Origin of the sequence: Microbacterium imperiale, assembly GCF_017876655.1 — a bacterium.
GTDB lineage: Bacteria > Actinomycetota > Actinomycetes > Actinomycetales > Microbacteriaceae > Microbacterium > Microbacterium imperiale.
The window spans coordinates 3047800-3059977 of the sequence record NZ_JAGIOK010000001.1 but is presented as its reverse complement, the minus strand read 5'-3'; the positions used below and the strand labels follow the sequence as shown (position 1 = coordinate 3059977).

12 protein-coding genes are annotated in these 12178 nt (G+C 70.4%); 7 read left to right on the top strand and 5 right to left on the bottom strand.

The window, feature by feature from the left end; all coding sequences use genetic code 11:
* Positions 1-55: 55 nt before the first annotated feature.
* Both JOF37_RS14810 and JOF37_RS14805 read right to left on the bottom strand, forming a co-directional pair.
* Entirely contained in the window at positions 56-937 is an 882-nt protein-coding gene (locus JOF37_RS14810) for a M23 family metallopeptidase (RefSeq protein WP_271174947.1), read from the bottom strand.
* 253 nt (positions 938-1190) lie between these two features.
* Positions 1191-1889: an iron-dependent transcriptional repressor DtxR gene (locus JOF37_RS14805; protein ID WP_210007523.1), complete on the bottom strand. Its 699-nt coding sequence runs from the start codon at positions 1887-1889 to the stop codon at positions 1191-1193.
* A 133-nt stretch (positions 1890-2022) separates the two neighbouring features.
* On the opposite strand from JOF37_RS14805, the gene serC reads away from it, so the two are divergent.
* Positions 2023-3135 (top strand): phosphoserine transaminase, encoded by a 1113-nt coding sequence (gene serC, locus JOF37_RS14800; protein WP_210007522.1) that lies wholly within the window; start codon positions 2023-2025, stop codon positions 3133-3135.
* Between the two features lie 75 nt (positions 3136-3210).
* On the opposite strand, the gene JOF37_RS14795 is transcribed toward serC, so the two are convergent.
* Both JOF37_RS14795 and JOF37_RS14790 read right to left on the bottom strand, forming a co-directional pair.
* Positions 3211-3909 carry a DUF3027 domain-containing protein gene (locus JOF37_RS14795; protein WP_210007521.1) on the bottom strand — a complete coding sequence of 233 codons (699 nt, stop codon included), beginning with the start codon at positions 3907-3909 and terminating at the stop codon, positions 3211-3213.
* Positions 3893-4276 (bottom strand): cold-shock protein, encoded by a 384-nt coding sequence (locus tag JOF37_RS14790; RefSeq protein ID WP_210007520.1) that lies wholly within the window; start codon positions 4274-4276, stop codon positions 3893-3895. Before JOF37_RS14790 ends, JOF37_RS14795 begins: the two co-directional genes overlap by 17 nt.
* A gap of 112 nt (positions 4277-4388) precedes the next feature.
* Here JOF37_RS14790 and JOF37_RS14785 point away from each other — a divergent pair, with 112 nt between their 5' ends.
* The 3 genes from JOF37_RS14785 to JOF37_RS14775 all read left to right on the top strand — a co-directional run bounded on the left by JOF37_RS14785 (position 4389) and on the right by JOF37_RS14775 (position 8129).
* On the top strand, positions 4389-4664 hold the full coding sequence (locus tag JOF37_RS14785; protein WP_210007519.1) for a multidrug ABC transporter ATPase: 276 nt from the start codon (positions 4389-4391) through the stop codon (positions 4662-4664).
* A 1-nt stretch (position 4665) separates the two neighbouring features.
* Positions 4666-6414, top strand: a complete 1749-nt coding sequence (locus tag JOF37_RS14780) for a helicase-associated domain-containing protein (protein WP_210007518.1) — start codon at positions 4666-4668, stop codon at positions 6412-6414.
* A gap of 71 nt (positions 6415-6485) precedes the next feature.
* Positions 6486-8129 (top strand): DNA repair helicase XPB, encoded by a 1644-nt coding sequence (locus tag JOF37_RS14775; protein WP_210007517.1) that lies wholly within the window; start codon positions 6486-6488, stop codon positions 8127-8129.
* Between the two features lie 24 nt (positions 8130-8153).
* Here JOF37_RS14775 and JOF37_RS14770 read toward each other — a convergent pair whose 3' ends face one another.
* Positions 8154-9158, bottom strand: coding sequence for a CPBP family intramembrane glutamic endopeptidase (locus JOF37_RS14770; RefSeq protein WP_210007516.1), 1005 nt, complete (start codon positions 9156-9158; stop codon positions 8154-8156).
* Positions 9159-9246: 88 nt separating this feature from the next.
* On the opposite strand from JOF37_RS14770, the gene JOF37_RS14765 reads away from it, so the two are divergent.
* The 3 genes from JOF37_RS14765 (at position 9247) to JOF37_RS14755 (ending at position 12122) form a co-directional block, all read left to right on the top strand.
* Complete coding sequence (locus tag JOF37_RS14765) at positions 9247-9939, top strand: response regulator transcription factor (RefSeq protein ID WP_210007515.1); 693 nt, start codon at positions 9247-9249, stop codon at positions 9937-9939.
* Between the two features lie 88 nt (positions 9940-10027).
* Entirely contained in the window at positions 10028-11719 is a 1692-nt protein-coding gene (locus JOF37_RS14760) for a sensor histidine kinase (protein ID WP_271174949.1), read from the top strand.
* A 115-nt stretch (positions 11720-11834) separates the two neighbouring features.
* Positions 11835-12122 carry a WXG100 family type VII secretion target gene (locus tag JOF37_RS14755; protein ID WP_210007514.1) on the top strand — a complete coding sequence of 96 codons (288 nt, stop codon included), beginning with the start codon at positions 11835-11837 and terminating at the stop codon, positions 12120-12122.
* The last annotated feature ends 56 nt before the right edge of the window (positions 12123-12178 follow it).

Here is a 12178-nt window from a genome sequence, read left to right as displayed (position 1 = left end):
TAACCCACCCCCGCGCCATGAAGGTCGACGGAAGGTGAACGGATGACGCGTGTCGTCAGCCGGCGTTCGCGACGAGCCAGGACTCGGCGTTGACGTACGTGCCGTCGATGACGATCTCGAGGTGCAGGTGCGTTCCGAACGCGCGCCCCGTGTCGCCGACTTGGCCCAGCAGCTGACCGGCCGAGACCGTGTCGCCGACCTGGACGGCGCGCGTGCCCCAGTCCATGTGGGCGTACAGGCTCGTCACGTTCGTGCCGTTGATGTTGTGCGCGACCTTGACGTAGACGCCCCAGCCGGGACCGCTCTCGCTCGATGCCACGACGGTGCCGTCGGCGACCGAGTAGATCGGCGTGCCGCGGTCGGCCATGTAGTCGGTGCCGCGGTGACCGGCGTACGGGGTGCCGAAGTTGTTGAACGACATCAGCGGACGACGCACGAGGCCCGAGCCGGGCGCGACGAGCGGGATGGAGTTGTTCACGGTGGACGAGGATGCGGTCGAGCTGCTCGCGGAGATGCGGTTCGCGAGGGCTTCGGCGGCAGCCTTGGCGGCGGCCTCCTCGTCCTTCTTCTTCTGGATCTCCTCCGGCGTGGTCGCCGTGAAGCCGCTGCGGTCGAGCGCGGCGGGCGTCGACTCGGATCCGACCACGAGCGACTGCGCGTTGTCGGCGGCCACCTGCTGCAGCGTCATCGCTTCGGCCGACGTGCTGCGCACAGCGGCGAATGCCGGGATCGCGACGGTCGCCACGAGACCGACCACGGCCGCAACGGTGAACGTGCTGCGGACGGGGTGCACGGTGCCGCGGCGACGACGTGTGGCGCGGTTGTCAGCGGTAGCGAGCTCTCGGCTCTGCTTCTTCGCCATCGGGAACCGCCGCCGGGCGTTGAGCGCGCGACCGGTGTGGTCGGGATTCGTCGCGTCGACCTCGGGTACGTCCACGGACGAATCGTTGTGTTCAGCCAAATCAGTCCTCCGGCGCCTCCGCGCTGACGCGCTGGCTCGTCGATACTGCGCGATGATTCACGCGACGTTCGGGTGTCACCGTGTGGACGACGAGCCGAAGAGGCAATCCACGCAGCGGTCTCGGGCGGGCTTCTCGCCTAAAGACTTCTCGAGGCTACCCGAAGGTAACGAATAAGTCACGCTCTGGTCGCCATGCCCACCCGACACTCAGATTCGGCCGGCGACGGCGTCAGTCGCGTCGCGTGAGGAAGATGTGCGAGGCGACCTCGATCGGAAGCTCGAGACCTTCGTCGGTGCCGGCCATCTGCACGAGGACGTACCCCTCGGAGAACTGGAACGTGCCGTCGCGCCCCGGCATCACGCCGGCGGCACGCAGCTGCTGCAGCAGCTCGGGATCGACCTGCGCGGGCTCGGCGAGGCGACGCACGGTGCCCTGCACCGGGCCACCGCTCTCGTTGAGCAGACGCACGAGGCCGACGACGCCCTCATCGAAGGTTCGGGCCGGCACATCGCCGAGCTGGTCGAGCCCGGGGATCGGGTTGCCGTAGGGCGACTCGGTCGGGTGGCCCAGCAGCTCGATGAGGCGGCGCTCGACGAGCTCGCTCATCACGTGCTCCCAGCGGCACGCCTCTTCGTGGACGTAGGCCCAGTCGAGGCCGATGACGTCGCTGAGCAGGCGCTCGGCGAGGCGGTGCTTGCGCATGACGTCGACGGCCTTCTGCCGGCCGCTGTCGGTGAGTTCGAGCGAGCGGTCCTCCGAGACGACGACGAGGCCGTCGCGCTCCATGCGTCCGACCGTCTGCGAGACCGTCGGGCCGGAGTGCCCGAGACGCTCCGAGATGCGAGCGCGAAGCGGAACGATCGCTTCTTCCTCGAGTTCGAGGATGGTGCGCAGATACATCTCTGTCGTGTCGATGAGATCGGTCATCACAGCCCTTGTCGTGCGTAGTGGAGTGGTTCCCACCCTATCCGCTGGCACCGACACACCAGCCGGGAGCGCAGGGGCATACCCCCGGCGCCGCGGCACGGGGAGCCCGCGCGCCGACCCCTAGAATCGGCACATGGCGCATGTCACCCTGCCTCGAGACATCCTTCCCCGCGACGGTCGCTTCGGCTGCGGCCCGGCCAAGATCCGCCCGGAGCAGGTCGCTGCTCTGTCGGGTCCGGGCTCGATCCTGCTGGGCACCTCGCACCGGCAGTCGCCGGTGAAGAGCCTCGTCGGCCAGGTCCGGTCGGGACTGTCCGATCTGCTCCGCCTGCCCAAGGGCTACGAGATCATCCTTGGCAACGGCGGTTCGACCGCCTTCTGGGATGCCGCCGCGTTCGGCCTCATCGAGAAGCGCAGCCAGAACCTCGTGTTCGGCGAGTTCGGCGGGAAGTTCGGCGCCGCCGCATCCGCCCCGTGGCTCGAGGCCCCCGACATCCGCAAGGCCGAGCCCGGGTCGAGCATCGCCGCCGAGGCCGTCGAGGGCATCGACGTCTACGCCTGGCCGCACAACGAGACCTCCACCGGCGTGGCCGCTCCGGTCCGCCGCGTCGCGGGCGACGACGGCGCCCTCACCGTGATCGACGCGACGAGCGCCGCGGGCGGCATCGACTTCTCGGTGTCGCAGTGCGACGTCTACTACTTCGCGCCGCAGAAGAACCTCGGTTCGGACGGCGGCATCTGGTTCGCCGCCGTCTCGCCCGCCGCGATCGAGCGCATCGAGCGCGTCGCGGCATCCGGACGGTACATCCCCGAGTTCCTGAGCCTGAAGAACGCGCTCGACAACTCGCGCCTGAACCAGACGCTCAACACCCCCGCGGTCTCGACGCTGTACCTGCTCGACAAGCAGCTCGAGTGGATCCTGAGCAACGGCGGGCTGCAGTGGGCCGCCGACCGCACCGCCGAGTCGTCGTCGGCGCTGTACGAGTGGGCCGAGGCGTCCGAGCACGCCACGCCCTTCGTCGCCGACCCGGCTGACCGCTCCCCCGTCGTCGTCACGATCGACTTTGACGACACCGTCGACGCGGCCGCCGTCGCCAAGAGCCTGCGCGGCAACGGGATCGTCGACACCGAGCCCTACCGCAAGCTCGGCCGCAACCAGCTGCGCGTGGCGACCTTCGTCTCGATCGAGCCCGAGGACGTGCGTCAGCTGATCAAGTGCATCGACTACACGATCGAGCGCCTCTGACGCCTCGAACCGCGAAACACGAAAGGGATGCCGCACCGCGCGGCATCCCTTCTGTGTTCGTCAGGAGGTGAGTGGTCAGCGCTCGTTCGGGGCCTCGTCGTGAGCCGGGTCGTCCGACTCGTCGAACTCGTCCTCGTCATCCGAGTCATCCTCGTCCGAGTCGTCGTCCTCGTCGTCTTCGTCCTCGTCGTCCGAGTCGTCGTCCTCGTCGCCCGCATCGAGTTCGTCGATGTCGACGCCGTCGACATCTCCCGCGTGCGTGACGGCCGTGGCCGCGCCGTCGAAGCCGTCCTCGTCCGAGTCGTCCTCGTCGAGGTCGTCCTCGTCGTCGTCCAGGTCGTCGGTGTCGAGCTCGTCGTCATCGAGGTCGTCGTCGCCGGCGTCCTCGGCCGCCGCCTGAGCTGCCTGGTACTCGGCGAGGCGAACCGCCCACGGCACCCACTCGGGTGCGAGCAGGGCTCCGGTCGCGGGCAGCAGCTCGACCTCGAGCACGGTCGGCTCGGAGTCCGGCACGACCGCGACGCTGACGGTCCACAGCCAGCCCGGGTAGCCGGGCAGACGGTTGGCGAAGCGCAGCGAGATGACGCCGTCGGCTTCGATGACATAGTCGACGGGATCGCCGACCGTGGCCTCGGGGGTCACCTCGGCGAGCGCGGCGCGAGCCAGATCGTGGGCGGTCAGCAGCCGCTCATCCGGAGCGGGCGCGCTCGAGATCTCGGCCTCGGGCTCGGGGGTCGACGACGCGTCGTCGAACGACTCAGGCGTCGAGGTCATCGGCGACCTTGCGCAGCACCGCGGCGATCTTCTTGCCGTGGCCCGAGCTGGGGTAGCGGCCACGGCGCAGATCGGCACCGATGCCGTCGAGGAGCTTCACGAGGTCCTCGACGATGATCGCCATGTCGTCGGCGGGCTTGCGGTTGCGCTTGCTCAAGCTCACCGGCGCCTCGAGGACACGGACGGCGAGAGCCTGCAGACCGCGCTTGCCGTCGGCGACGCCGAACTCGAGCCGGGTGCCGGGCTTGAGCGACGTCGTGCCCGCCGGGAGGGCCGTGGCGTGCAGGAAGACGTCCTGGCCGTCATCTGCGGAGATGAAGCCGAACCCCTTCTCGTCGTCGTAGAACCTGACCTTGCCGGTGGGCATGTGCGTACCTCGCTGTCACGGCCGCGCTTTCGCGGGCAGAACGGAATGCCGGGACCTGATGCGCCCCGACATCCAGACTACGGCACCACCGCGAGCCGCTACGCTGATGCGGATGAGCACCCCCAGCCCGAGCGACGACCTTCCGGTCCGCCGCATCGACCGCATCCTCGCGTTCATGTCGCTGGGATTGCTGGTTCTCGCGATCGTCTGCTTCTTCTCGATCATCATCGGCACGGCGACAGGCCTCGAGCAGGCCGACTTCGCCTCGGGAGCCTGGCCCACCGTCAGCGCGATCGTCTGGATCGCCCCACCGCTCGCCTTCGCCCTGCTGCTGACCGTGCTCATCATGACGTTCATCCGACGGGGCCGGGCCAACAAGGGTCGGTGACATGACCCCGGTCGACGCCCGCGCTCTGGCGAGCTGGCTCGCTGCGGCGGACGACGACGCGCTGATCGCCCTGCTGCGCGCGCGGCGGATCGCGCCGGATGCCGCGTGGTCCGACTTCTTCGACGCCGCCGAAGCACTGCTCGACCCGGCTACCGTCGCGAAGGCAGCACCGTCGCTGCCGCGCCTCCTCGTCGAGGCGCTGGATGAGGCCATCGCCTCGAACCGGCCCGTGCCCGAGGGCAAGCAACGTGCGGCGTTGACGGCGCTCGGGTTCACGGCACCCTCGGGCGAGCCGTACGGAGGGGTGGCGAACGTCTGGGCCGACCTGCCGCGTCCCGGCGCGTCGGATGTGGATGCAGACGCCGGTGCGCCTGCCCGGACGGATGCCGGCGAAGAAGACGACGCCCAGCTCGCCGAGCGCGCGTTCACGGCGCTGTCGTCGCTGGCCGATGTCCTGCTGCTGACGGCGCCGGCGCCGCTCGGTCGCACGGGTGCCGGCACTCTCGGGGCGGGCGACCGCCGCCGCCTGATCGAGGCGGGAGCCGTGCCGGACGCCGAGACCGCCGACCTCGTCATCGCGATCGGCCTCGACTCCGGACTCCTCGCGCCGGTGGGCCGCGAATGGCGCGTCACAACCGCGGGGAACACCTGGCTCTCACGCACCACCGTCGACCGGTGGTCGAGCACCGCGCGAGCGCTGCGCGAGGCGTTGCCGGCAGCGCTGCGCGCGCCCACGGGCGGATGGATGCCGCTGCGCACCTGGCCACAGGCGTACCCGCTCGATCCGTCGTGGGACGCACGTGCTCGCCGGCTCATCGCGCAGTGGCAGCTGTGGGCCCTGGTCGACCGCGCGGGTCGGGCTCCGTCGTGGGCCGCCCCGATGGAAGCCGGCGGCGATGTCGACGACGCGGCGCTGCAGCAGCATCTGCCCGGCGAGGTCGACCGCATCTTCCTGCAGAACGACCTCACCGCTATCGCCCCCGGACCCCTCGAGCCGGCGATCGACGCGCGACTGCGCCGCGCCGCGCGTCGGGAGTCACGCGCACAGGCATCCACCTACCGCTTCTCGGCCGAGTCGATCGGCGCGGCACTCGCCGCGGGTGAGGATGCCGCGTCGCTGACGGAGTTCCTCACGGGCATCTCGCTGACCGGCCTGCCGCAGCCCCTCGCGTACGAGCTGGAGCGCGCGGCCCGTCGCCATGGCCGAGTGCGCGTCGGCCTCGACGCCTCGGGGCGCACGCAGGTGACGGCGACCGACCCCGGCGCCCTCGACACGCTGGCGGTCGACCAGGCCCTCCGGCCCCTCGGGCTCATCGCCGAGGGCGACCGCCTGGTGAGCCGCAGCTCGGTCGACGCAGTCTTCTGGATGCTCAGCGACGCGCGTTACCCCGTCGCGGCCGTGGACGAGGACGGGCAGGTCCGCATCCTCGATCGCGCCCAGCTCGCCGACCCGGCCGACGGCGCCGGCATCGACAGCGCGGACGCCGGTCACCGCGCCCTGATCGCACGGCTGCGGGCCGCGCACGCCGCGGGCGACGCCGATACCGCCTGGCTCGGGCGCGAGCTCGAGCACGCGGTCAAGGCGCGCGCGGTCGTCGCCGTCAGCGTGCGCCTGCCGGACGGCTCGACGCGTGACTTCTCGCTCGAGGCCACGGGGCTCGGCGGCGGCCGGCTGCGGGGACGCGATCGCGCGTCGGACGTCGAGCGGACCCTCCCCGTCTCGAGCATCGTGTCGGCGCGCGTCGTCTGACCCCGAACCCGCACCCCGCCGTCCCCACCTGTCGGACCCGATGACGCGCGGCACCGGTACGATTGCTCGTTATGGCTGATGGCCCCCTGATCGTCCAGAGCGACCGCACCGTACTGCTCGAAGTCGCCCACCCCAGCGCCGAGGACGCCCGGCACGAGCTCGCGATCTTCGCGGAGCTGGAGCGCGCCCCCGAGCACATCCACACGTACCGGATCACGCGCCTGGGGCTCTGGAACGCCCGCGCCGCCGGTCACACCGCCGACGACATGCTCGCCACCCTCGACCGCTGGTCGCGCTTCCCGGTGCCGCCCTCGGTGTCGACCGACATCCGCGAGACGGTCACGCGCTACGGCCGGCTCGTCATCGAGCGCGACGACGAGGGCACCCTGATCCTGCGATCGACGGATGCCGCCGTGCTCGCCGAGGTCACCAAGAACAAGCGCATCCAGCCACTGCTGCTGGGGCACCCGACCCCCGACACCTACGTCGTCGACGCGTGGGCGCGCGGGCAGATCAAGCAGGAGCTGCTCAAGATCGGCTGGCCGGCCGAGGACCTCGCGGGCTTCACACCCGGAACGCCCCACGAGATCGAGCTCCACGAGGACGGCTGGACCCTGCGCCCGTACCAGCGCAAAGCGGTCGACATCTTCACCGAGGGCGGTTCGGGGGTGGTCGTGCTCCCCTGCGGCGCCGGCAAGACGCTCGTCGGAGCGGCGGCGATGGCCGACACGAAGACGACGACGCTCATCCTCGTCACGAACACGGTAAGCGCGCGGCAGTGGCGCAACGAGCTGCTCAAGCGCACGAGCCTGACCCCCGAGGAGATCGGCGAGTACTCCGGGCAGTCGAAGGAGGTCAAGCCGGTCACGATCGCGACCTACCAGATCCTCACGGCCAAGCGGAAGGGCGAGTACGCGCACCTGGCCCTGCTCGATGCTCTCGACTGGGGCCTCGTCGTCTACGACGAAGTGCACCTGCTGCCGGCGCCGGTGTTCAAGCTCACCGCTGATCTGCAGGCCCGCCGCCGCCTCGGCCTGACCGCGACGCTCGTGCGCGAGGACGGACGCGAGGGCGACGTCTTCAGCCTCATCGGCCCCAAGCGTTTCGACGCCCCGTGGAAGGAGATCGAGGCCCAGGGCTTCATCTCCCCCGCGGTCTGCTACGAGGTGCGCGTCGACCTGCCCGCCTCCGATCGGCTCGAGTACGCTGCATCCGCCGATGACGAGCGCTACCGTCTGGCGGCCACCGCGCACGCGAAGATCGGCGTCGTCCGCGATCTCGTCGCGAAGCACACCGGCGAGCAGATCCTCGTCATCGGACAGTACCTCGACCAGATCGACGTGCTCTCCGACGCCCTGGGCGCTCCGAAGATCACGGGCTCGACCCCGGTCGACGAGCGCGAGGAGCTGTACGAGGCCTTCCGCACGGGCGAGATCCCCGTGCTCATCGTCTCGAAGGTCGCCAACTTCTCGATCGACCTGCCCGACGCGTCGGTCGCCATCCAGGTGTCGGGATCGTTCGGGTCGCGGCAGGAAGAGGCGCAGCGTCTGGGCCGCCTGCTGCGTCCGAAGTCGAACGGGCATACGGCGAGCTTCTACACCTTGATCGCGCGCGACACCGTCGATCAGGACTTCGCCCAGAACCGTCAGCGGTTCCTCGCCGAGCAGGGCTACAGCTACACGATCCTCGACGCCGAGACGCTCGCCGCCGCCTGACCCGCGCCGGGCCGGGAGCCGCGGTCAGGGACGCGTCAGGTCGGGCGTCGGCTCGCCGGGCAGCGGCACGGTCGCCGTCGGCGTCGGCATGGAGACCGTCGGCGGCAGCGGTGCCCGCGGCAACGCATAGGTGCGCACGATGGGCCGGCGACGCAGGACGAGCTCGACCGCGGCGCAGTACACCGCCATCAGCAGCACGGATGTCGCGAAGCTCACCCACCCGACATCCGTCGCCGCCGGGTCGGACAGCTCGAGCAGCCCCAGCAGGAACGCCAGCAGATTGTTGACGATGTGCAGCGCGATGGCGGCCTCGAGCCCGCCGGTGCGCCACGCGAGCCAGCCCGCCGCCACGGCGAAGAGTCCGACGGCGGCCTGGCCGACCGGGTCGTACAGGTGGCCGATGACGAACAGCGGAACCGGCAGCAGGATGGCGAACAACGGATGCCGCAGCCACCGCCCGATGGCCTGCATGAGGTACCCGCGAAAGACGTACTCCTCCGCGGTCGCCTGCACCGGAACGAGCAGGACGACCACGAGCAGGCTGATCCACAGCGCCGCTCCCGCCGGAGCCGGGAGCGGCGCTGCCGACGCCTCGGCTGGGAGCAGGGCGGTGACGAGGGTGACGACGACGGCTGTGGCGACCGCGAGCCCGCCGCACACCAGCATCCACCGCCAGCGCAGTCGGCCGTAGACCGCCGAGGCGAAGCCCAGTCGCCGCCCGTTCACCACGAGCGATGCCAGCAGGTAGGCGGGCAGCATCAGGGCGACGCTGCCCAGCCCGACGGCGAGCGACAGCGGCGACGTCACATCCAGCGAGCCGCCGTCCGCGAGGACGGCTTCGAGCGCGCGAGCCGCGTCGGGGTTCGACAGGGCCGCGGCCACGCCCGCGAGCGCCAGCAGCAGGAGGAAGACGACGTAGATGACGAGCCCGAGACCCCCGACCGCGAGCGGCGTCCACCAGCCGTGGCGGCGCCGCGCGAAGACGAGTCGATGGAATGCGAGACGGTCGGAGTCGATCGGACGCGGCATGTCCCCATCCTCCCCCGTGGCCTAGCACGGCGACGCCCGGCGGAGCGATATCCAGCAAACCGATGGATTCCGGTGCCAGTATGGGCCTATGACAGCACCGCGCATCCTCGTCGTGGACGACGAACCGAACATCCGTGACCTGCTGATCACCGGGCTGAAGTTCGCCGGCTACCAGGTCCGCGCCGTCGGCAACGGCGCACAGACCATCTCGGCCGTGCTCGAAGAGGAGCCCGATCTGATCGTGCTCGACGTCATGCTCCCCGACATGAACGGCTTCAGCGTGACCAAGCGCCTGCGGGGCGCGGGCTACACGGCCCCCATCCTCTTCCTCACCGCGAAGGACGAGACCGAGGACAAGATCGAGGGCCTCAACGCGGGCGGTGACGACTACGTCACCAAGCCGTTCAGCCTCGACGAGATCGTGGCGCGCATCCAGGCCATCCTCCGGCGCACGATGCAGGCCGACGAGGAGTCGATCATCCGCGCGGGTGAGCTGACGATGGACCAGGACACGCACGACGTGCAGGTCGGCGACGCCTCGATCGACCTGTCGCCGACGGAGTTCAAGCTGCTGCGCTACCTCATGCTCAACCCCAACCGCGTGCTGAGCAAGGCGCAGATCCTCGATCACGTGTGGGAGTACGACTTCAACGGCGACGCCGGCATCGTCGAGAGCTACATCTCGTACCTGCGGCGCAAGATCGACCCGCACTCCTCCGAGCCGCTGATCCAGACCAAGCGCGGCTTCGGCTACATGCTCAAAGCCGACAAGTCGGCGTGATCGACGGAGCAGCAGCCTGACCGACGCCGCGAACGACAGCGTCACCCGATGGTGGCGCGGCATCAGCCTGCGCACCAAGGTGACGGGTGTGATCGTCACCTTGCTCGCGATGGGTCTCATCGCCGCGGGCGTGGGCACGATGATCTTCCTGCGGAACGCACAGGTGTCAGCGCTCGATCAGAGCCTGCGGTCGCTGGCTCCGACCGATCTCGCGAGCTCGGTGATGGAGGTCACCGTCGACGACGGGATCGCCTCGTTCGAAGCGAGCACGACCGCACCCCCGACGACCTTCGTCGTGGCCGTGTACAGCCCCGAGGGTCAGCTGCTCTCGGTCGCCGGCGGCCCGGAGTTCCCCAAGCCCGACCTGCCGACCACGTTCACGCTCGACAAGACCGTCGTGAAGGGCACCGAGCCGTTCGAGATCCCCGCACGTGAGGGCTCGGGCACCTTCCACGCCAGCGTCGACGTGCTGCAGCCCGAAGGGTCGCGGGAAAGCTACACCCAGCTCGTCGCGCTGCCGCTGACGGCTGTCACGCAGACGGTGACGAACTTCATCAGCATCTACACGATCATCGCGGCGCTGATCCTCCTCGCGGGCGCGCTCGGCACCCGCTGGCTCGTCACGCTCACCTTCCGCAGCCTCGGTGAGGTCGAGAACACCGCCATGACCATCGCCGCCGGCGACCTCAGCCAGCGGATGGGCGACATCTCCCCCGGCACCGAGGTCGGACGCCTCAAGATCGCGATCAACGCGATGCTCGACCGGATCGACACCGCCCTGGCCCAGCGGGACGCGACGGTGCAGCAGATGCGCCGCTTCATCGGCGACGCCAGCCACGAGCTGCGCACTCCCCTCGTCACCGTGCGCGGCTACGCCGAGCTCTACCGCATGGGAGCCATCACCGACGCCGAGCACACGGCGCAGTCGATGGAACGCATCGAGAAGGAGGCCGTCCGCATGAGCGGGCTGGTCGAAGACCTGCTCGCCCTCGCCCGCCTCGACGAGCGCCGCGACCTCGCGATCGCCCCGGTCGACCTGCGTCCCATCGCACGCGACGCCGCGCTCGACACGCGTGCCGCCGCTCCCGAGCGCGAGGTCTCGGTCATCGAGTTCTCCGACGACGCGCTGACGCTGGAGCTACCGACCGAGCCCGAGGCCGCGAACGGGCGGAAGCGTCCCGGCAGCGGTCGCGGCCGCGGCGGGCCGAGCCTGCCCCGCCTGCGCCGGCGACCACGCGACGACCGCCGCGCCGAGCAGCGCTCCGCCGATCAGCGCTCCGGCGAGCAGCGCGATCGCGAGCAGCCGGCGGGCGACCCGCCGCTCGTCCACCCGGCCGAGCCGCCGCTCGTGCCCGTCGTCCTGGGCGATGAGAACCGCATCCGCCAGGTCGTGGCCAACCTCATCGGCAACGCACGCCGGTACAGCCCCGAGGGCACCCCGATCGAGATCGCCGTCGGCCTCGACCGGCACACGCGGATGGGCTGGATCTCGGTGATCGACCACGGCGAAGGCATCCCCGAGCAGCTGCGCGAGAAGATCTTCCAGCGCTTCTGGCGAGCCGACACGTCGCGCACGCGCGAGACCGGGGGCTCCGGGCTCGGGCTGTCGATCGTCGCATCGATCGTCGAGGCCCTGCACGGCTCGATCGACGTGCAGAACACCCCGGGTGGAGGCGCGACCTTCCGGGTGTCGTTGCCCCTCGCCGACCGGCGCGAGGCGGCGGAGCACCTCTGGATCGAGACGCAGCCGCTGCCGCGACTCCGTGACGACCAGGCCTGACCCGACGCTCCTCCCCTACGGGTGTCGCGGGGGCGTTGTCCCCCGCCAGCGAGAGAGCGCCGGATGGCGGGGCTCGGCGTCCCTAGCCTGGGCGCACCACAACGAAGGAGCACTCATGGCCATCTTCTCCATCGACAGCGACGCCGTCACGTCGGCCACCGCCGCCATCCGAGCGACGTCGGGACGCCTCGAGGCCGACACCGGCGCCATGATGGCACAGCTCACCCAGCTGCAGTCGTCGTGGACGGGCGGTGCGGCGGTCGCGTTTCAATCGGTCGTCGAACGCTGGCGGGCGGCCCAGCGCGAGGTCGAGACGGCGCTGACCGACATCGGAGCCGCCCTGGATGCCGCGGGCCAGCAGTACCTGCACGCCGAGTCCGCCGCGGCCGGCATGTTCCGCTGACACCGAGCCCCGGAACGCGAAACGGCCCCTCCCGAAGGAGGGGCCGTTCTGCGTAT